At 47.4% G+C, this 19,695-nt stretch carries 17 protein-coding genes, 1 tRNA gene and 1 riboswitch; of the genes, 5 read left to right on the top strand and 13 right to left on the bottom strand.

Annotation, left to right across the window (positions count from 1 at the left end; translation table 11 throughout):
* The first annotated feature begins 24 nt into the window (after positions 1-24).
* Positions 25-876: a hypothetical protein gene (locus tag M4J38_RS15800; protein ID WP_251760746.1), complete on the top strand. Its 852-nt coding sequence runs from the start codon at positions 25-27 to the stop codon at positions 874-876.
* Between the two features lie 91 nt (positions 877-967).
* Here M4J38_RS15800 and M4J38_RS15795 read toward each other — a convergent pair whose 3' ends face one another.
* The 4 genes from M4J38_RS15795 to recQ form a co-directional block, all read right to left on the bottom strand.
* Entirely contained in the window at positions 968-1,624 is a 657-nt protein-coding gene (locus M4J38_RS15795) for a hypothetical protein (RefSeq protein ID WP_251760745.1), read from the bottom strand.
* A gap of 183 nt (positions 1,625-1,807) precedes the next feature.
* Positions 1,808-1,880: transfer RNA gene (locus M4J38_RS15790), tRNA-Phe, on the bottom strand.
* 38 nt (positions 1,881-1,918) lie between these two features.
* Positions 1,919-2,728, bottom strand: coding sequence for a DUF3050 domain-containing protein (locus M4J38_RS15785; protein WP_251760744.1), 810 nt, complete (start codon positions 2,726-2,728; stop codon positions 1,919-1,921).
* A gap of 59 nt (positions 2,729-2,787) precedes the next feature.
* The gene (recQ, locus tag M4J38_RS15780; protein WP_251760743.1) at positions 2,788-5,061 is read right to left on the bottom strand and encodes a DNA helicase RecQ; all 2,274 of its coding nucleotides are present in this window, start codon (positions 5,059-5,061) and stop codon (positions 2,788-2,790) included.
* Positions 5,062-5,607: 546 nt separating this feature from the next.
* Between recQ and M4J38_RS15775 the strand changes: the two genes are divergently transcribed.
* The 3 genes from M4J38_RS15775 to M4J38_RS15765 all read left to right on the top strand — a co-directional run bounded on the left by M4J38_RS15775 (position 5,608) and on the right by M4J38_RS15765 (position 7,675).
* Complete coding sequence (locus M4J38_RS15775; protein ID WP_251760742.1) at positions 5,608-6,498, top strand: helix-turn-helix domain-containing protein; 891 nt, start codon at positions 5,608-5,610, stop codon at positions 6,496-6,498.
* A 149-nt stretch (positions 6,499-6,647) separates the two neighbouring features.
* Positions 6,648-7,214 carry a Crp/Fnr family transcriptional regulator gene (locus M4J38_RS15770; protein ID WP_251760741.1) on the top strand — a complete coding sequence of 189 codons (567 nt, stop codon included), beginning with the start codon at positions 6,648-6,650 and terminating at the stop codon, positions 7,212-7,214.
* Between the two features lie 113 nt (positions 7,215-7,327).
* Complete coding sequence (locus M4J38_RS15765) at positions 7,328-7,675, top strand: DUF6520 family protein (protein ID WP_251760740.1); 348 nt, start codon at positions 7,328-7,330, stop codon at positions 7,673-7,675.
* A gap of 49 nt (positions 7,676-7,724) precedes the next feature.
* On the opposite strand, the gene M4J38_RS15760 is transcribed toward M4J38_RS15765, so the two are convergent.
* From M4J38_RS15760 to M4J38_RS15750, 3 genes are read right to left on the bottom strand one after another with little or no spacing between them, the layout of a single operon-like run.
* The gene (locus M4J38_RS15760; RefSeq protein WP_251760739.1) at positions 7,725-9,092 is read right to left on the bottom strand and encodes a RagB/SusD family nutrient uptake outer membrane protein; all 1,368 of its coding nucleotides are present in this window, start codon (positions 9,090-9,092) and stop codon (positions 7,725-7,727) included.
* A gap of 16 nt (positions 9,093-9,108) precedes the next feature.
* Entirely contained in the window at positions 9,109-12,078 is a 2,970-nt protein-coding gene (locus tag M4J38_RS15755; protein WP_251760738.1) for a SusC/RagA family TonB-linked outer membrane protein, read from the bottom strand.
* A 9-nt stretch (positions 12,079-12,087) separates the two neighbouring features.
* A complete protein-coding gene (locus M4J38_RS15750; RefSeq protein ID WP_251760737.1) occupies positions 12,088-13,131 on the bottom strand; it encodes a TlpA disulfide reductase family protein in 1,044 nt (347 codons plus the stop codon).
* Between the two features lie 319 nt (positions 13,132-13,450).
* Here M4J38_RS15750 and M4J38_RS15745 point away from each other — a divergent pair, with 319 nt between their 5' ends.
* Positions 13,451-14,020, top strand: coding sequence for a helix-turn-helix transcriptional regulator (locus tag M4J38_RS15745; protein ID WP_251760736.1), 570 nt, complete (start codon positions 13,451-13,453; stop codon positions 14,018-14,020).
* On the opposite strand, the gene M4J38_RS15740 is transcribed toward M4J38_RS15745, so the two are convergent.
* The 6 genes from M4J38_RS15740 to M4J38_RS15715 form a co-directional block, all read right to left on the bottom strand.
* The gene (locus tag M4J38_RS15740) at positions 13,992-14,399 is read right to left on the bottom strand and encodes a DUF6265 family protein (protein ID WP_251760735.1); all 408 of its coding nucleotides are present in this window, start codon (positions 14,397-14,399) and stop codon (positions 13,992-13,994) included. The genes M4J38_RS15745 and M4J38_RS15740 overlap by 29 nt on opposite strands.
* Positions 14,400-14,711: 312 nt before the next feature.
* Positions 14,712-14,930 carry a Trm112 family protein gene (locus tag M4J38_RS15735; RefSeq protein WP_251760734.1) on the bottom strand — a complete coding sequence of 73 codons (219 nt, stop codon included), beginning with the start codon at positions 14,928-14,930 and terminating at the stop codon, positions 14,712-14,714.
* Positions 14,931-14,989: 59 nt separating this feature from the next.
* On the bottom strand, positions 14,990-15,631 hold the full coding sequence (locus tag M4J38_RS15730; protein ID WP_251760733.1) for a thiamine phosphate synthase: 642 nt from the start codon (positions 15,629-15,631) through the stop codon (positions 14,990-14,992).
* A 9-nt stretch (positions 15,632-15,640) separates the two neighbouring features.
* On the bottom strand, positions 15,641-16,705 hold the full coding sequence (locus M4J38_RS15725; protein WP_251760732.1) for an AIR synthase-related protein: 1,065 nt from the start codon (positions 16,703-16,705) through the stop codon (positions 15,641-15,643).
* A gap of 3 nt (positions 16,706-16,708) precedes the next feature.
* Positions 16,709-17,419: a class I SAM-dependent methyltransferase gene (locus M4J38_RS15720; RefSeq protein ID WP_251760731.1), complete on the bottom strand. Its 711-nt coding sequence runs from the start codon at positions 17,417-17,419 to the stop codon at positions 16,709-16,711.
* 80 nt (positions 17,420-17,499) lie between these two features.
* Positions 17,500-17,597, bottom strand: a riboswitch (TPP riboswitch).
* Between the two features lie 10 nt (positions 17,598-17,607).
* A complete protein-coding gene (locus M4J38_RS15715; RefSeq protein ID WP_251760730.1) occupies positions 17,608-19,680 on the bottom strand; it encodes a M48 family metalloprotease in 2,073 nt (690 codons plus the stop codon).
* Positions 19,681-19,695 lie beyond the last annotated feature (15 nt).

Raw genomic sequence — 19,695 nt, 5'->3', positions numbered from 1 at the left:
ATAGATTTGTTTCAATCTTATTTTATGAAGTTTTATTTAATGTGTGTTCATGCACTCATTGGAATTGGTTTACTATCGTGCCGGAAAGAGAAAAGCCCACATCTTGCGGCCAACCCTAAAGCTGAAATTGTTGTTGCACAAAACGTTTCCGCAACAAATATCTACCTCGATCCCAGCCGGAAATATGCAAGTATCGATACGCTTCTTGCAGACTCACTATTCTATATTTATAAAACACCAAACGGCACCTATTACGATGATGGTGTCCGACTCAATTTTTCATTAAAAATTGATACATCATTCGATTATTCAGTGAAATGGAAATTTGGAAGTGATCCGCTTATCAGACAAGGCAAAAGCCTGTATCTGGGCTTTGGAATGCCTCAATCGCAAGTTCTTGTTGAGGCGATCGTAACCTACACAAACCGACACAAAGCTGAATACAGCGGGATTGATACAATAAAAAAATCAATTAAAATCCTGGAGGGTACCCCACTTGTTGGCATCTATAGAGGCGTTCTCGCAAGCAACCAAAACGACACATTTAATATTGAGATTGGTTGGATGTATGAAAGCCGTTACAGCGTTGAGCGAAGTTATTATGCTATCAAAGACCTTCCTGCCGGGTTTCCGATTTACTCCGAAATCGACCCTTCTTCCAAAGGGTTTGGCATAACCGGTCCAACTGTTACAGCGGCTTATTTTCAATACAAAGGTGAGTGGGTAAATTCCCTGTATTCGTTTGGCTTCTATAATCGAGTAAATGATTCTCTTCATATTCAATTTAATTACGGTGTAATTAAAGATCCAAACGTCGGTACCAATGACTGGTCTCGTATTGTGGCAGATAGGTTTAAAGGGGCGCGGCTTAAATGATTTCGTGACGCAACGATCAATGGCCTTCAAGGTAACGGTAATCGATAAAATTACTATGTAAGCAAGTGGCGCCAGTTGGGGAGTATTATGGCTAGAAATTGTATCGTAGCACCGGAGTAAGTGTTAACGCTTCAAAGGTCCCGGTTGACACCAAAAAATATCCCCGTGTACGAATGCCAAAGTCCACTTTTGTATCCAACTTAAAAGAATATTCACCACCTAAAAAAACGCCAGCCTCTTTTGAGCCGGAATTTTCCGCATTGGTTTCGCTTATGCTTATAAGGTTATCCCATCTTTCTATTGAAATGAGCTGCTTTTGGTCGGTGAGCATAAAAACGCCCGCTTGCGCTTGTATAAAAGCGTTTGCCATTTTAAAGTTTCTTACATAACCTAGTTGAAAAAAATTATTGACATGCCTGAGCCTGAAGTCTTCGATCATTACACTCGTGCTATTTAGTGAACCTTCATATGATTTTTTCCCAGTGTTGATTGTGCGTGAATACTCAAGAAATAGTCCTGAATTTTCGGACACCTGAAATGTGACAGCAAGCCCCGCCGCGGATCCTATAAAATTCTTTTTGTAGAAGTACTGTTTGTCTGTTGGGCCATTTTGTTCATCATAAGAACGAACAAAAAAATTCCCTGTCAATCCATAATTAGCAGATATGGATACCCTTCCTTTCTTTTGTTGTCCAAAAGTTATATGGGTTGTGAAGAAAAACAGAAATATCGCAGTTAACGCTTTCATAGAATTATTTGTGACCCGAATGTATAAAAAATAGGGCAGCCATTGCCGCCCTACTCCTATCATGATTAACGATAAGTATGATCGTTATGCGTAAACATTACTGCTGTATTACCAAATCCCTAAAACTCGCTCCCGCCGCTCCCGCGCACAAAAAAAGACCACATTTCTGTGATCTTTTCTTCGTGGTGTGGGCCGGAATCGAACCGGCGACACAAGGATTTTCAGTCCTTTGCTCTACCAACTGAGCTACCGCACCATCCTTGGTTCTTTTGGAACGGGTGGCAAAAATAGGAATTAAACCGACACGGCAAAATTATTTTGTGGATTTTTCGGGGAAAACATGCTTAATCTTTCCGATACCGCGTCCCACAACCGGAGGCGCTGCTCCAATCCTTTCAGGGCAACAGCCGTAGCTTCATCCCATTTCACCAGGTCATCTCCACACAATTCAGAAACCATCTCCATGGCCAGGATGCTATGATGATCGCCATCCACTTCGATATGACGCTCCAGGTAATAACGGAACGTGGTTAGCTGGCCTGGGAAACTTTTATCCAGGCCCCGTACCATTTCCATGAACATATCCGGGATAAGGTCTTCCCGGCCAAAAGTAAATACCGCGGCCATTTCATGGGGTTTGCCCCTGCGGATCACTTCAAACGTAAACGAAAGGAAGCTTTTCACCGCTGCCGGCAATGCGCTCTTTTCCAATATTTCCTCTATGGTGGAAACATGGAGTTCTTCCAGCAGCTGGAGCATGGGCCTCCGGTCGGACCCGAGCTGGGCCATCGCTTTCAGGTACAGTTCAAAATGGCTGATCCGCTGCCCATGTTCATCCACATCGCTTTCCTCTCCGGTAACAATTTCGTTGATGAGGTAACGGGTATTGGCGCTGCCCACCGGCACCCAGGGCAGTTCCACACAGGTCAGACTGCGCTGGAGCGCTTTGAGCAGGCTCATGAAATCCCATACAGGAAAGACATGGTACTCGGTAAAAAGCTGGAGATCGCGCGGTGTTCGGATAGCCGAATACAACGGATGTGCCGTGATAGCGTTGCGTACCGGCTCAATATTTTCCCGGAGCCGGTTGATGTACTGGTTCATTGGTTCAAGGTTTTGGCAGATATACGAATTAAAAACTGATGCGGATTGCCTTCCGCAACTTACATGCCATATTGCGCCAAAAACTTGATTCTCATGATTTTGAGCTGCTCCCAGGTATAGTTGCCATCGCTCAACTCTTCGAGTGCGAGTTGCAAGCTGCTGGTTTCACAACCTTTAAAGTATTCCAGGATTTCTTCCTGCTCGTATTCGTCCAGCATTTCATCTATGGCATAATCGAGGTTGAGACGGGTTCCGCTCGCGGCGATGGTCTCCATTTCCTCCAACAGGGCATCCAGGCGGAGTTCCTTGTTTTTGGCGATGGTTTCCAGTGGTATCTTTTTATCCGTTTGCTGGATGATGTATACTTTCAGCCCGCTTTTGTTGACCACACTCTTCATGACAAAATCATCGGGACGCACTATATCGTTCTCCTCCACGTACCGGTTGATCATTTCCAGGAAGGGCTTTCCGTAACGCAACGCCTTACCCTTGCTTACACCCTGGCATTTTTCCAGTTCTTCCATGGTGGTGGGGAACATGGTGGCCATATCGTGCAGCGAGGTTTCCAGGAAAATCACGAATGGAGGCAGCGCTTTCTTTTTGGCCTCTTTCTGGCGGAGTTCTTTCAACATTTCAAATAACTTCTCATCCGTGGCCGTGGTGGCGGCAGCGGCTTCACCCGCCTCATCATCGTCGGCGTTCGCTTCTTCGAAAAGGTTGTTCAGGACTATTTTGAACGAGGTGGGTTTTTTCAGGAATTTCTCTCCTTTCGCGGTGATTTTCAACACGCCATAATCCTCAATATCCTTTTGCAGCAAGCCTTCCAGTAGCAACTGGCGGATCAGGGAGTTCCAGAAATGATCTGGTTCTTCCTTACCGGAGCCGAAAACGGGAATCTGTTCGTGGCGGTACATCATGATCTGGGGCGTAAGTCTGCCGATCAGTACGTTCACCATATAGTCCGTTACAAAGCGTTCTTCCAATGCCTGTATGGCTTTCAGCACTTTCACGGCGCCTTCTTTGGCTTCGATGCGTTCTTTGGGGTGCAGACAGTTATCGCAATTGCCGCAGCTCTTTTCGTCGTTGTATTCTTCCCCGAAATAACTCAACAGGATTTTCCTCCGGCACACGCCACTTTCAGCGTAGGCCACGGTTTCATTGATGAGTTGGGCACCCACCTCGCGTTCGCTCAAAGGCTTGTCGCGCATGAGGTGCTCCAGTTTGGCCACATCTTTATGAGAGTAATAAAGAATACATTTTCCTTCGAGTCCATCCCTTCCCGCACGACCCGTTTCCTGGTAATAGTTTTCGATGGATTTGGGAATATTGAAATGGATCACGAAACGCACATCAGGTTTATCGATCCCCATTCCGAAGGCGATGGTGGCCACGATTACCTGCACATCTTCGTTCAGGAACATGTCCTGCCTTTCGGCCCGGAGCTTGGAGTCGAGTCCTGCGTGATAGGCTACGGCTTTGATGCCGTTGGCCACCAGTACATCGGCGAGTTCTTCGGTGGTTTTGCGGTTCAACGTGTAGATGATGCCGCTTTTGCCTTTATTCTGAACGATGAAGCGGACCATATTTTTGATGGTCTGGTCCTTCTTCACTTTAGGTTGAATTTCGTAATAGAGGTTTCCCCTGTTGAAGGAAGAAATGAAGATGCGGGGTTCCCGCAGTCCGAGGTTCTTCACGATATCGCTCTGCACTTTGGGGGTGGCGGTGGCGGTAAGCGCGATAACGGGGATGGTCTCATTGATCATGTCCATCATTTCGCGGAGACGGCGGTATTCGGGGCGGAAATCGTGGCCCCATTCTGAGATACAGTGCGCTTCATCTACGGCGAAGAAGGAGATGGGCAGTTCTTTAAAGAATTCCAGGTTTTCAGCTTTGGTAAGCGTTTCAGGCGCCACGTACAGCATTTTGGTTCTGCCGGAAGTGAGGTCTTCCTTTACTTCCCTGATTTCTTTTTTCGACAAGGTAGAGTTCAGGAAGTGGGCTATATCATCGTTGCTTGAATAGCTGCGGACCAGGTCGACCTGGTTCTTCATCAGCGCGATGAGCGGGGAAACAATGATGGCCACGCCTGCCGAGGAGATAGCGGGTAGTTGGTAGCACAGGCTTTTTCCGCCGCCGGTGGGCATGATCACGAATGTGTCCCTTCCGGAGAGCAGCGATTCAATAATAGCTTCCTGCTCACCTTTAAAGCCATCGAAGCCGAAATATTCCTGGAGTTTGGCCGCCAGGGTGGTGGGGCCATTCTGAAGATCTGCTGATTTTACTGAAGTCGCCTTTTTCCTGGGGGCGGCTGATTTTTTCGTTGCGGTTGCCATGACGTTTATTTTCCTTCTCACCGGTTACACTGCACTTTGCACGTGAATTAAATATAAGCAATTTTAGAGGTAGAACAAGGTTCAGAAAGCAGTCGTGTAGTAATCCGTTTCAAATTGGCTCCCTTCGGAGAAAGAAGGGGTATTTTTTGAAAAAGGTGGGCGAAGTTACTAAAACTTAACCCGGTACTATGGCACTTATGGAAACATTCATGGGGCGATTTACAGGTGATCTGTACTTTATATTTCCAGAAATACGGGAAAAAACGCCCGTGATTACCGTGAAAAAACAGAAAAGGTCCCGGAGTAAACGCGTCCGGCCAATGCGTATCAATCTCCTTGAATTAACCTTACCCTGTTTTGGATTATCCAAAATTTTGATAGAATGTAAACACAAAGAAAGATTTTATTGTACCTGGTGCTGAACCTTTCCTAACCGATCGGCCTTCAACCTCATATCAGCCCACTGCACAACGCTGCCATATAAAGTTATCCTGATTCCTCCCAACACCCGGTGGAAACACCGGTGGTTGAACCAAACCTTATTCGATGAAATGGAACGATGCCAGCATACATAATGGTATGGGGCAAGTAAATTATACTACAACCCTTGCCCGCAGCACAACCCGGAATAAAGTAACCCTTCTGGCAAGAGACATGATCATTTCCGGTCACACGGCAACGTCTGTTTCCACGGGCTTTGCAGATATGTGTCTTATCCTCGTACTAAAGGGTAAGGTGGATGTGGAAAGCGGGACCGAAAACATTCGCATAGCAAACAGGTCGGTGTTACTTTTTCCCGTAAAGCCATCCTCGGAGGTTTTCATTAAGCTGTTAAAGCCTCATGTTAAAATACTGGTATGGGGGTTTCCGCGGTCCCATTTTTTACTTCCCGTTACAACAACCGGCTCAAGCAGCGATTTATTTCGCATATCCGGACCTGTAAGCGCCGGTATCACCCGTTTTACCGAGCAATACGTGAATGCACTGCTTTTTCAACCCCATCTGCCTGCTGAGTTGGATCATCCCGATGTTCATCTTTCAAATATTCTGGCTACGGTTAGCGGCTGGCGCATGGTGCGGGAGGACGCGTTTTTCCAGTCAAGAGACAAAAAAGCCGTTCATGCCAGCATTCTTTTTATAGAACATTGTATGCCCGGAGAATTTTCGCTGAAAGAATTGTGCATCCAGGTAAACGCAAGTGAAAGCACCCTCCGGAGAGCGTTTATCCGTGAAACAGGCATGCGTTTGCAGGACCACATCAAACAGGTCAAACTCCGGAAATCTCAGCAACTGCTGCTGCAAAGACCAGCACTGGAGATCAAAGAAGTGGCTTATATGCTGGGCTTCTCCTCCCCTTCCCAGTTCTCGGTTTTTATACGGAGAAATCTGGGTGTTTCTCCCGGTACTTACAGAGCAAAAAACCTACCGCCTGAATGAAATAAACAAGAGAACTATGACGGGAAAACACAAGCCTGTCTGATAAAGAGTTTGCAAATTTACTTTTCACCCTCACCACCTGTGGTGACGGGAGGAATCAGGAGAGGCCTCCCTTTTCGAGGGGAGGCCATTTTAATAAACCTTATTCTATGGAGGAGCTGGTTCATTATCTCCGGAGCCGGGTTATGCTTTCCCAGGGGTTTCTCCTTTGCCTGGGGGAGTCACTTCGTTATGCACAGCATGCGAAGGGCGATTTCCTCCTAAAGGCGGGGCAGGTAGCGGAAAGGATATGGTTCTTAAAAACGGGGATAGTCCGGTGGGAATGTGAACACATAACGACCTGGTTCAGCGCTTCGGGCAACATGATTTACCCTGCGCAAAGTTTTAATGCACAGACTCCCTTCCGGGAAAACATCGTAGCGGCACAGCTATGCGAAACCTGGTCCATCAGCCGCAAATCAGTTTATACTTTTTACCAGTGTTTTCCCGAAATGGCGGCGCTGGAGCGTGCCATTAAAGACGAGTTCCAGGAACAGGTAAGAGAACACTCCCTATTTAAATCGAATCCATCGTTGCGGGAAAGGTTCCGGTACCTCCAACAAAAGTTCCCGGAATTGCTGTACCATGTTCCGGATGCGCACCTGGCCTCCTTCCTGAATATGAGCGAGCGAAGTTTCAGAAACCTGAAGAACGCCAGAAAAAAGGATACGGATTAAGCTTGAATAAAATACGGCACCATTGCCGGAAACGCCAGGGCTGGTTCAGTTAGCTTCGATCCTGAAGGTTGGCCAACCTCCGGAAATTTCATTCACCATTCAACACTTTAATTATGAAAATCAAAATTTTGTTACCGCTCCTGGCGGTGGTGTTCGCAGGTATCGGCGCTTTCGCATTTACTGAAAAAGCCGTAGAAAAAAAGTTTACGCCCACCTATTGGGAGTTTACACCCCAGGCGCCATCTACTGATCCGTTGGACCAGGAGAACTATACTCCTTTTGTGGGCGACCCCTCCACATTTTGCGACGGAGATGCCCGTATTTGCGTTATTCTCGCAACGGAAGACCTCTCTCATCCCGGCTTTCCCGCCATTCTTGGCGAACCGGTTGAATCCTTGATAGAACAAGCACTTCAGGAAGGTGAAAGTCTTCCGGAAGACGGCATCTATCTCCGTGATTAGCACATGCTTCAACCACCGGCAAAGGGTTCATTCCTTTGCCGGTATGTCTTTACCTTGGGTTCTGTGTTATTCCGGATAAACGCACCACATCCAGCGGAATCAGCCACAGCAATCTCTTGTCCTCCGAATCAAGTATTACCTCTTCACCATTTAATAGCCGTTTGATGGAACGCCGCTCATCGGGAAGTGTGTTAAACCTTTTAAGGTCCATCCACCGCAATCCGGAACGGAAACAAAGTTCTTTCCTTCTTTCTTCCAAAATCAAAGCCAGCGCCTCATCCTGAACAGAAGCCTGGTAAGGGACAAAGGTTCCGCTCTTCCATCTTTTTACCAGCAGCGCATTTAGTGCGTCCATCGCCCCTTCTATGTTGTTGCGCCTCGCCTCACATTCCGCCTTGATAAGCAATACTTCGCTTACGGTAATCCCCATAAAACGGGGTGCAGATTTGGACTGATCGTATCCGCCTTTAAAGAAAAAGGTATTGTCGTTGTTCTTTCCAAAATAGGCAGCCTTGCGGATATCGTTCTGATGGTATAGCGCGTACAACCCTGTATCCACCTTTGCCACCGTGTTGGGGGTGGCGTTCATTGCACCACCCATCACGCACTGCGCATGGAAAATAACTTCTTCATTCAAAGCAGGAACAGGACCGGCAGAGGATGGATTCAGTGTATTATAATTCAGTATGGCACTATTGTACAAAAGTGTTGAATCCGCATACAGCAAAGCGTTTTCAAAATCATTCATAGAAAGATACACCCTTGCCAATAACGCCAAAACAGCGGCTTTGCCGGGAATGGCCTTGTGTGTCACCTGAACAGGAACAAGTTCCGATGCTTTGCGAAGGTCTTCTACAATATGCCCATAAGTTTGCTCCACTGTTGATCTTGTTACCGGTTCATTGATATCGTATGAACTGCGCAACGGAATACCCGGCTGGTCATTTTCCCCTCCTTTTTTATAGGCGGGCGCCCAAACCTGGGCCACATTAAAGTGTGCCATTGCCCGGAAGAAAAGCGCTTTCCCCTCCAACTGTCTTTTCTCTTCTGTCTGCGCAGGCAAAACCTTGAGTTCGCCTATATTCTCCAGTACCAGGTTTGCCCGGAATATGATGGCGTAAAGGTTGGACCAATGCCCGTTAGAAACACCATTCCATTCCCAGGTATATGCCAGCCTGGGCTCATCGTCCAGCGCGGCCCATTCTTTATCGCGGATATAATAATTGTCACTGCCCACCTCAGCCAGTCCGCAGAACCTCACATTCATGGTGGATGTGCTGTTGATCAGGGCCTGGTAATCACTTAGCGTTTCCGGGATCGCAAGCTTTTTGTCGGACTTCTCCTCCAGGAATTTCTTGCAGGAAGCGAGCCCTATTAAAGAAAGCAGACACACATATATGCTGATGTACTTTTTCATAAAACAGTTTAGGTGTTTATTTGAAATTCAGTTTAAAACCGGCAGCGTAGGTCGTTCTCAGTTGCTGGAAAGATTTTCCGGCATCCGGATCACCTTTCTCTTTATTTGACTTCCAAAGCACCGCCACATTAAAAAGGTTCGTGTAAAAAGACACGTTACTGAACACGCGTAATGTGGTCTTGGAGAAAGTATAATTCAGGTGTATATTCTGCAACCTGATATGGTCTCTCCGTACCACCATGGCAGCGGATTGCCGGTAGAAATTTTCCTGCTGCAGGTTCACCGGGTAAGTAATCGCCGGTAAGTTGGTATGCAATTCATCTCCGGGCAGCTGCCACCTGTTCATGTAATCCTGATATCCAGTAAGACCGCCGTTGAAGATGCCGGAACCGGCATAAGTGCGGTGCTGCCAGTATTTAAAGTTTCCCGTCAGGTTAAAAGAAAGATCGATCCCTTTCCACGAAACCATATTCCGGAGCCCCATCACATACTCCGGCCTTGATGAGCCGGGCGTATAAAGGTCGGTAGCTTTTGTTTCAACCTGTATCGCCGCGTAATCGCCGGACGGTTGCCCGTTCAATATTCCAAGGGCGGCACCGGTATCGGGGTCCAGTCCGGCGAAAGGGTATGCCACCAATGCATACGCTTCTCTTCCTTCCACGGGATTGATGGCACCGCCATTCTCTACAAGGTCGCGGGCAATGGATGGAGAGAGCAGGTACTTTTTAACCTTGTTGGTGTTCCAGGTTAAAAAAGCCGTTGTACTCCATTTGATCGCTTTATCCACCAGCTTTCCGGTGAGTGAAACGTCAACTCCTTTTGTATGAAGCACCGCGCTGTTCTTCATGATTTCATCCCCCGCCCCCAGTGTTGGATCAATAGGAGCATTGGCAACAAGGTCAGTACAATTCTTAAAATAATATTCCAGCGATCCACTGAGTCTGCCGGCCCAAAGCGAGAAGTCGGTCCCGATATTTGTCTGGCCCACCCTTTCCCAACGCAGATCGGGATTAGGCACATTGCTTACCGAAGCGATTGGTACATTGGTGAGTACATCGGCACCAGGGCTGTACCGGATCGTAAGCACCCCGGCTACGGAAGTATTGGTATTCCCCTGATACCCATACGTCGCCCGGAGTTTCAGCATATCTATCCAATTCACATTAAAGAAGGGCTCCTTTGACAAGGTCCAGGCTGCGCCGGCGCTCCACAACGGGGTCCATTTATTATTTGTAGAAACCCCGAACAGATTAGAGGCGTCTCTTCTGGCGCTTCCTGAAAGCGCATACCGTTCTTTGTAGGTATAGGTCGCGTTCGTAAAAAACGAAACCTGTCTGGTGCTGGTACCGGCGCGTAACGTTGGGAGTGCTATACTGGCGGAACCTCCCATATATCTTGGGTGCAACCTGAGTAAATCTGCGTTGGATGAGGTAAGCAGGTTTTTATCGAATCCATATAAAAAGGAGTTGTCTGCCTCCGCTTCTGTATGTTGTATTTCCGATCCTGCAATCGTGGCCACTGCATGATTGTTCCATTCCCGGTTGTAGGAAATTTGCGCGCGCGCCTGTTGCGAAAGTTGACGGCTATTCTGGTACAATAAAATCCCGCCATAAGGAACGGCACTGCTCTGGTACGTTCCTCCCGGGGGCGTAAACTGATTGATCCGGCTTCGGGTAAAATAAGATTCTTTACTCCGGTAGTCCTGCGCGGCTGTATTGCCCGACTGGCGCTGGTACATCGCCGTTACATCCATTCCTTTCAGCATGCGGAAGGTGATGCCAATATTCATCAAAAGATCTTCGCCCCGTTCGGAACGATCGGCGAGACGCATCTCCTCCAATGGACGGAAGTTCCAATCCAGCAGTTTGCCGTTTCCCGCGGTGTCTTTATAGGATTGCCGGTATTCATAAGGAAGCGCTAAAGGGTTGCCCTGCTCATCCGCCAGCTTGGCGTATGGCCAGGGCGTTTGCAGCAAAAGGGGTTCCGTTCCGGTAGTAGCGTCGTTCTTTACATACTGAAGCGTTGTGCTAATTTCCAGTCGATTCGTGGCCTTAAAATTCATTTGTTGCCGGATGGTGGCCCGGGACTGGTGGTTACCGATCACTTCCGCATTCGATCTGTCAAAGCCCGCTGAAAAATAGTACGTCATATTTCCGCTTCCCCCGGACACGTTCAAGGCGTACTGCTGACTTACGGCTGGCCGGTAGAAATACTTCCTGAAATCATTTCTCAAGTCATTTCTTCCAATGGAATCCAGTAAATAACGTTTTTGTTCGTCTGATAACGTCCCCGCCCTGTGTTTTCCCAGGATTTCCGCCACGGGGTTAACAATTGTAGTTGGCGCCGTACTATTCAGCATCGTATTATAGTATCCCTTTTCAAAAAGGTCCTCCTGTAGCGCTATATATTCCGGCACCGGCATGGTGGGCTCAAAAAACAAGTCCTGCTCAGGTAACACCCTCATGTTCACATGGAGTGAAATTTTCGCGGGCTGAGAGAATTTCCCTTTTTTGGTTGTAATCACGATCACGCCATTTCCTGCTTTAGCGCCCCAGATAGATGCGGCGGCGGCATCTTTAAGCAGGGTTACCTGTTGTACATCGTTGGGGTTAATATCCGCGATATTTCCATTGTAAATGAAATTGTCAACGATAATCAGCAATTGATTATCGGCCATACCACCAAGCGTGCTGAGTCCCCTGAGCGTTATACCCGCCCCCGTTCCTTTATTGAACGTTAGTCCGGCGGTGGTTCCATCCAACCGCTCCATTATAGATGTGGTCACCCTTTCATTCAGCAGCTTATTGTCAATGGTTGCGAAAGACCCCGTACTTCTTTCTTTGGGAATGGTTTGGTATCCCGTACTTATAATTACTTCTTCCAATTCTTTTACTTTCGGTATCGCCGAATCCTGTTTTTCCTGGGCGAAGAGTTTACACGCGCCCGCCCACAACAGCACCAGTATAAGCATCACACACTTCTTCATAACTGTTGTTTATCGTTTTGAGGAAATCATTGTTTCTTTCAGCACAAACTGTTTTAACCCTGTGGAGGTGTTCCGGATGTTTCCTTCAAGGCCGAAATAATGGTCAATATCATGCTTTAGTTTTTCCCGCATAACAGCTTCCGGAGTTCCGATTGGCCAGGCGGATTCGTAGCAGAAAGCGTATTTTTTTTGCCACTCTCTTTTATACTTATGGATAGCGGGATCGTACAGGTATTGCAAGGTGTCCTTTACCAGTAGCGCTCTATGCGCTGGAGATTTAAGGAATCCCAGCCGCTCTTCTTTAAAGGCTTTGTAATACATGTTCAGGACAGGCGCGTTGAGGATGTAAAACCTGGTTGTTTGTGCTGCGGAATCTGTGATCAGTCCTTCTTTCAAAAAACCCGGACCGTGTATATAACCCGTAAAGCCGGAATAGAAAGATTTTCCTGGCGCGGCAGTTACCTTATCCAGTAAGGGTTTCAGTGGTTTTGAATGATCGAAAGTGAAAAAATCGTCTTTCATTACCCAGGAAATTTCTTTTCCTGCGAGCGCCTCGTTTATTTTGTCGGCAGTAACATATTCTGCCTCGGTAACAGCTTTCAGGACCCGGTTTCCGCTGATCCAGACTTCATGGGGTATAAGTTGGTGGGGGAAAAATTGCTTACATGTAGTGTCTTCCGTTACCAGGGTTAACTCCAGCCCTTTCAATAATTTGTTCCGTTCAAAAAATGCTTTTACTTTTTCCTTCGGTTCAGAAGTCACGACCAATATTTTCACATCGTTTCTTTGCTTTTGCAAAGCGTCAAGATGCGGCAGGGCTCCCACACAGGATGTGCACCAGGTGGCGAAAAAGTCGAGTATTACCAGCTTCCCTTCAAAATCTGAAAGTTTCGCGGTGTTCTCTTTATAATTAAGCAGGTTATTCAGCGTAATATCCGGAACTTTTTCCCCGGGTTTCAACGCCATGGAAAGGTCTGGTACAGAAGTTTTTTGCGCCATTCCGTTCAGTAACAGCACACAGGTACCCAGCATGAAAAAGAGTAGTTTTTTCATTTACAGTTGGTTTTGGTTAATAATTGATATCGTGGCCGATGCGTAGTCTTTATGGTAATCGTTGCGACTCTTCCGCGTAAGTATCTCCGCATCGTGTACATCAACCAGGAATGCCTTGTGGTGGGTGGCGTGAAATAAAAACTGAAAGCTAGTTCATCCTGAAAGGAACAGCAATCGTGCTTTCACCGTAAGCCGGTGAGAAATAAACCCATAAATGTGGTGGTGAAAAAACGGTGTGTGGTGCAACAAATATAGGTCAATTTATTATTCATCAAAATATTGAGCAAAATAAAATTAAACGGATATCTCTCTTTGCCCGGTGAATGTTGAGCAAATTTTAGCGGAAGAATCACAGCTGATCGGGAAGCGTATCATTCAGTTACGACTGCGGCTTGGCATTGCACAAAACGACCTTGCGAGGGGTTGCAGGTTCTCGCTGAATACGATTGCAGGTATCGAGAAAGGCAGCATTCGTTTCAACCAACACCATCGTTATCATATCTGTAGTTTTTTCGGCGTGAATTATGACCTGTTCGATCCTTCCAAAACTTTTTCAGTGCCCGATTTTTCTTTGCTGAAAGAAAGTTCCGAAGCGTATATCAAAGCGAAAAATCCGGACGAGCTAAAAGATTACCGGGAAAAACTCGCCGCCAATAAAGTATTGTCGATTTTACGGGAGCGGGTACTGCCTTCCGGCTTTTTGAATGAACCCCGGGAAGTAAAAACGATCAGGATGCTTTTAAAAGAGGATTATGCCATTCAGCCTTCGAGTTCCACTATCAGCAATGCATTGAAAAAACTGATCGAAGAAAACAAAATAAAGATGGTGGCCTCTTCAAAAAAACGTGTATTCTTATACGTTATAGCTTATCCTGCCGTTCAAAGTTAAAGACCTGTTTTCGGGTGGCGTCGCCCACTTCCGCCCTTAATTTTCCCGGCCCTTCCAGTTTGTATTCAATGTATTTCGGGTAATCGTGCTGCTGGTTCTCGGAACGAAAACCGTTCGGTGTATGCTGCATCATCGCGAAACGTATGGGCTTGCCATTGTCGGGAACATCGGCCACGTAATAACAGGTGGGTCCTTCGCATACAAACTGGAGTTTTTCGGTAATGGTGGTATCGCCCTCTTTTATGCTGAATGAATAACCGGTCAGCAGGCTACTGTCTTCATTAAACTTCCAGTATTCAAAGCTGTTCCGTTCCGTATTTTTCCATTTGCCCGCGAGCCAGGAAAATTGCTTAACGGAAACGGAGGGTTGTTGTGCCAAACATGTTATCCATGAACCTGTTACAAACAAAAACAGGAATATGGCCTTTGGTATATTTATGTGGGAGTGCAGATCCGGCGCCTTTTTCATGCCTTAAAGATACGATTTTGGTTCAGGTTCATTTTATTGATCCATCCAGCCATTGAACGCGGCGGCCATTTCAGCAGAAACCATTACTTCTTCAGGCGCTGCGGGGTTAGGGTACACCTGTAGTTATCCGTTTTTACGGTTTGTAATCCTGTTGGCCGTATTCAATTTATGCCCGGATCAATACTGATTACCAGTTGGCCGCACGTACTTCATGGGTACTATCTATTGGTTGGTAGTTGCGGGCAGCGCAGCTTGTACACCCCAACGGTCCAATATTGGTTTTTCCAGCTGCTGCTCCCGGTACTCATCAGGCTGCATAATGGGCACACCATATACAATAGGGTAATAACGTTGGCAGGAAGGGCAGGTAAGCAAGCCTTCTACGATATCGCCATTGGTATCGCGCGACATTATTTTCAGTTCAAGATCACTTTTGTCCATTGGGCAGCAAAGCTTTGCTATGGTTGATGGGCTCATAAAAAAACTGGTGTTAATTGTTATTATAGTACGGTGGCCTGTTGCTCAAACGTGTTCAGGTAATTACGTGCGGCTCCTGCGGGATCGGCGGCGCTGAGAATACCGGATATCACGGCAATACCATCCGTTTTCAGCGGTGCGAGATTGGCCATGTTTGCCGGCGTGATGCCGCCTGAAAGAAAGATCTTGCCGCTGAATATTTCCCTGGCTTTTAAAATGTTTGCCGGATTGACGATTTCACATACCCCCGCAGAGGCGGAGGGGAACATGGAACAAAAGGAAATGTAATCTATGTTATTCTCGGCGGCCCATTGTACGCGTTCCATATCGTTTCCGCAAGTGATGCCAATGATGGAGTCCGGCCCGGCTTGCTCTCTCAGTTTATCATACTGGTTTGGAACCTGGTCGAAATGAATACCATCCGCACCTGTTTCAAAGAAAAGAGCAATGTTTTGATTGATGAGCACGGGCACATTGAACTTTTTCCCAATATCCATGATAGCCCTTGTATACGCAACTGGATCGCATCCTGCCGGGAAATGATCCCAAACCTGTACGGTGGACACGCCCGCTTCCAATACCTGTTCCAGCAATGGCAATAATTTCATCAGCGGCATGGCCGGGTCCACCACGAGGTAAATTCCGTTCTTAATCATTCGTTTCATTTGTATGGTTTATTTCCATCCATTTTTTAAAGCGGTGAAAAAAGCATTCCAGTACGGGTCCTTTTCCGGGTAGGGTAACGGTGTTCTTCCCTCAGTTGTTTCCAGCCATTTTCCTTCGGGGTCGTTGAGGAAGCTTCCAATAATGGCGGCATGAAAACCTTCCTCTTCCAACGATTTCACCAACATTCCGGCGTACCGGTGATTGGCGGCAAGAATCATGGCGCCCGCGCCAACACTGATGCACGGATCTATATTGAACAACGCACATATCTCCCGCTGCACGGGCGCTTCGGGCATTTTCTCCGCGTAAACCTCAACGCCTGTTCCGGAAGCGACGGCCATTTCAAAAATGGCGCCGTACACCCCTCCTTCGGTAACATCGTGCATGGCTTTCAACGCCCCAGGATATTGACCATTGAATGCGGCGGCGCGCAACGCAGGATGGAGCACGGAAGTGCTGGAGAAAAGGTCAGCGGCTTTTTGTTGTACTTCCTTTCCCAGTTTTTCCGTGATAGTTTCAGGGAAGCTCAGCGAAAGAATTGAGGTGGAGGAACAGGCCGGTTCTCCCAGCAGTACAAGTACATCTCCGGGTTCCGCTCCCTGACTGGTAAGTATTTCCTCCCTTGATGCTGTGAGAAACATGGTTCCGCCTCCCACAATGGTGGATTGCATCCCTTCTATCTTACAGGTATGCCCACCCGTAATGGCCACGCCTGTTTGAATACAATAATGATTGATCCAGTTCCAGTATTCTTTGAAACCCTTTTCATCCAGCGACTGCGGCAGGTTGAGCACGAATTGCGCGTACATGGGCGCAAATCCTGTAGTGGCCATATCATTCACCAGGAGTTGAACGGAAAGCCAGGCCGATTCACGGTAACCGAGTGAAGGTATCAGCGAAAGCGGATCACTGGTAATGGCGAGTCCCATGTTCCCGGGCAGGTCAACGATGCTCACATCCACGCCGAAGGCGGGACCCACACGCACTTCAGGGCGGTTCAGGCCAAATTTCGGATAGAGGTGTTCTTCAAAAAACGCCTGCTGAAATTTTCCAGTGGTATCGAAACTGCTCATCGACTAAGGTTGAACATCATTGAATTTCACATGGAGTCCGAAGAAATCGCCTACCGGAACACTCCATTGCTGTACGGGAAACCATTTTGGCAAACCGGTGCAGGTCCATTCAATACTATAATCCCTGCCTTTCAGCGCTTCGTGGATCTTTGCCATCAGCATATCCGGTGTGTAGAATGTTGCGGTTACATAAAAAGGATTTTTGCCAAACGCCTGCTGAATACGGCGCCGCACTACTTTGGGAGAGTTCCTGTTCATCATCCCGAATACGATTCCATATTTCGCTACGCGGGCGGATTCACGGATCACCTGGATGGGATCACGGTAATATTCAAAGGTAGTGATGAAAGCCAACGCGTCGAAGGTCTGGTCTTTGAAAGGCATGTGGTGCGAATCTGCCAGCACCAGGTCACCATCAAAAAGGCGTACGCCCTGGCCCAACATGAGCGGTGAAATATCTGCGCCCATCGCTTCGATACCAATGTTCTTCCACCAGCGGGTGAAGCGGGTTGTTCCGCAACCGAATTCCAGCAGGGTTTTAACGCGCGTATCCTTCGAGATAAGGCCCCCGATCACTTTTTTCTGCCAGATCTCCGCTCTTTTGTAGCGCCCTTCATACCATTGTTCGTACGTATCGGTGTGTTCGCGGTTGAAGAACCATTCCGGTCTTCCCTGCCAGTGCTGCAGGCCGCGTGTGTACAGGTCGAGTTTCATTGTAATGGTGTTGCGTATTAAAAAATCAAAAGCTCCTGCCCGGAAAACCATGGGAACAGGAGCTTACGCCCGAATGATGTGCAACACCATTTTTGCAATTCCTCCGCTGGTATTATCCAGATCAGGTACCGGGTATGATCTCAGCCTTCCCTGCGGGAAAGCACCCCGTGCATTTGTGAAACGTGAAGTTAGGTAAAATTTGGTTCGGCAGGCGTTAAAATCCCGGCCGCCTGCCCATCGAAAAGCTCTTTTCTTTTCATTCTGTAAAAATTGAAAACTGTATTGTAGTAAGACTGCAGCGCTTCATACATTACGCCGAGCGCATCGTTATAATAATCGGGACGTATGAAATAGGTCCATTCGCAGGACAGGTATTTTTCCAGCGCGGCTTTTTCATAAGCCGTCATTAACGCGCGGTGTTCTTCGCTTTCAAATATCCTGCGCATCTTTTCTTTGAGCGGAGCTTCCTTTTGTTTTAAAACTTCCATATTTGCTTCAATAAACTCATACGATTGGGTTTCACGCATAAATTCAGTTGTGGCAAGGTAGGCATTGTGTTCTTCCACCGCGGCTTTAAATGCTGCTTCCACCTCAAAAAACCTGTTGTACCTTTCTTTCCATTGTGTCTCGTTTCCGGAACGGCGTGCGTTCGCGTAAAAGAACTTCAGCGCAAGCAGATCGTGTTGTCGCAATTTAGCTTCCAGCATCTCCTGCTGTTTTTTCGCGTCTTCCAAAACGACAGCCGCTTCTTTTTCCGTGTAACGGATACCGTTATAATCGAACGTCTTGATTCCTGTATTCCCGGCGGCGATTGTTTCCAGCGAACGGATATCGCTTTCCAGCGCATTCAGTACGCTTATTTCCTCCGCGACTTCAGCGGAAAAAATAGTGGCTGCTTCATCCGGCATATCGGCAGGAGCTTCTTTCAATACCTGTTCCAGGTCTTCCGCCTTCAGGGTTCTGTTATCATAATACCCATTGAAAACCGGGTGGTAGCGGAACCTTTCAGCATCGGCGATGTAAGCTGAGCTGAATTCTTTCTCTGAAAGTTGTGCAGGCTCCTCCGTATAAGACACGGCCGAAAAGAGTACCGCGTTCATCTTTTCCTGTGTGGCGGCTGGCGATTTAAAAAGGCTCCAGGCACCTGCATTGTTCTGCTCTTTTTCCACCGCAAGTATTTCAAGTTTCCCGATGCGCTCTTCTGTTTCCGGATGAGAGGCCCACTGGTTCTTTACCACCAGTTTTGATTTGTTGAACCTGCTCAGGAAGTCCATTGTAACATCAGGCAGACCGTGTTGCAACTGAACACCTGAAGTATGCGCGAGGCGTTGCATCACAAAACGGTGGTGCGGGTATACATTTCCGGAAGTAATGTTTTCCGGAATCCGTCTGCTGTAGAAATCAAGCGTTTCATCGAGCGCCTGCGCGGAAAGATCAAGTCGAAGCAAAGAAGTGACCAGTGGTTTTGATCCGGCGGCGTAAGCGGCCACTTCATCGGCGTGGAACTCCATCTCCCTGGAAAGCGCCATGTAGCGCAAGTTTACAAACCCGTACATTTTGTGCAGCACCCATTGTATGCCGTTTGCGATTTTCACAGCGATACCCGCAAAAAAAGAAAAATATCCGCTCATGTTCGCAAAACGGCCGATCATGTTGTTGTACGATTCATTATCATTGAGCATATTGTACATCACGTGGTTCACGTGGTATACATAGCTTCCCACTTTCATGCTTCGCTGACTGAAATGTCCGAACTCATGGGCGATGATGGCTTTTAGTTCGGAAACCGTAACACTGTTTACGAGGCCAACGCCTATCTGCAGGTTTTTTTTGATGGGGAGCAACATGCTCCAGAAACCCGAATCATAAAACACACAGGCATTCACATCGGATGAGAGGTAAACTTTTTTGGGAAGTGGCGTTCCCGTTTCAGCCGCGGTTTCACGGATAAACTCGAAGAGCGCCGGTTCTTCCGTTGCAGACACTTCCAGCAGCGCGGAGCGGTCTACTTTATTTCTTGAAAAAAGGAATTTTATGATGAAGTAGAACACAAAAAAAGCCAGGCCCACCATTCCACCGCCAAGCATCAGCGTAATAAAAGAGGGCTTTGCGAGAATGAGCATCACCCCACCGTACACACAAAGCACCGAAAGGCCGAGCACGGCAATAAAGAGGAAGAGGTATACCAACACAAATAATACAATGGAAGAAACGGCTCTGGTTGCCTGTTGCTGGAAGGACGCCGAAACGGTTGCGTTCATGGAAAGGGGTTTAAC

It is taken from the genome of Parasegetibacter sp. NRK P23 (assembly GCF_023721715.1).
In the GTDB taxonomy this organism is placed as follows: domain Bacteria; phylum Bacteroidota; class Bacteroidia; order Chitinophagales; family Chitinophagaceae; genus Parasegetibacter.
The sequence above is the reverse complement of the archived record's forward strand: the minus strand, read 5'-3'. Positions and strand labels throughout refer to the sequence as shown.

What these genes read in the sequence shown, in the direction of transcription:
- M4J38_RS15715 (WP_251760730.1), bottom strand. Translation starts at nt 19,680, where the DNA reads ATGAACGCAACCGTTTCGGCGTCCTTCCAGCAACAGGCAACCAGAGCC.
- M4J38_RS15800 (WP_251760746.1), top strand. Translation starts at nt 25, where the DNA reads ATGAAGTTTTATTTAATGTGTGTTCATGCACTCATTGGAATTGGTTTA.
- M4J38_RS15720 (WP_251760731.1), bottom strand. Translation starts at nt 17,419, where the DNA reads ATGAAACTCGACCTGTACACACGCGGCCTGCAGCACTGGCAGGGAAGA.
- M4J38_RS15755 (WP_251760738.1), bottom strand. Translation starts at nt 12,078, where the DNA reads ATGAAGAAGTGTGTGATGCTTATACTGGTGCTGTTGTGGGCGGGCGCG.
- recQ (WP_251760743.1), bottom strand. Translation starts at nt 5,061, where the DNA reads ATGGCAACCGCAACGAAAAAATCAGCCGCCCCCAGGAAAAAGGCGACT.
- M4J38_RS15770 (WP_251760741.1), top strand. Translation starts at nt 6,648, where the DNA reads ATGGAGGAGCTGGTTCATTATCTCCGGAGCCGGGTTATGCTTTCCCAG.
- M4J38_RS15725 (WP_251760732.1), bottom strand. Translation starts at nt 16,705, where the DNA reads ATGAGCAGTTTCGATACCACTGGAAAATTTCAGCAGGCGTTTTTTGAA.
- M4J38_RS15760 (WP_251760739.1), bottom strand. Translation starts at nt 9,092, where the DNA reads ATGAAAAAGTACATCAGCATATATGTGTGTCTGCTTTCTTTAATAGGG.
- M4J38_RS15730 (WP_251760733.1), bottom strand. Translation starts at nt 15,631, where the DNA reads ATGAAACGAATGATTAAGAACGGAATTTACCTCGTGGTGGACCCGGCC.
- M4J38_RS15735 (WP_251760734.1), bottom strand. Translation starts at nt 14,930, where the DNA reads ATGGACAAAAGTGATCTTGAACTGAAAATAATGTCGCGCGATACCAAT.
- M4J38_RS15795 (WP_251760745.1), bottom strand. Translation starts at nt 1,624, where the DNA reads ATGAAAGCGTTAACTGCGATATTTCTGTTTTTCTTCACAACCCATATA.
- M4J38_RS15750 (WP_251760737.1), bottom strand. Translation starts at nt 13,131, where the DNA reads ATGAAAAAACTACTCTTTTTCATGCTGGGTACCTGTGTGCTGTTACTG.
- M4J38_RS15765 (WP_251760740.1), top strand. Translation starts at nt 7,328, where the DNA reads ATGAAAATCAAAATTTTGTTACCGCTCCTGGCGGTGGTGTTCGCAGGT.
- M4J38_RS15785 (WP_251760744.1), bottom strand. Translation starts at nt 2,728, where the DNA reads ATGAACCAGTACATCAACCGGCTCCGGGAAAATATTGAGCCGGTACGC.
- M4J38_RS15775 (WP_251760742.1), top strand. Translation starts at nt 5,608, where the DNA reads ATGAAATGGAACGATGCCAGCATACATAATGGTATGGGGCAAGTAAAT.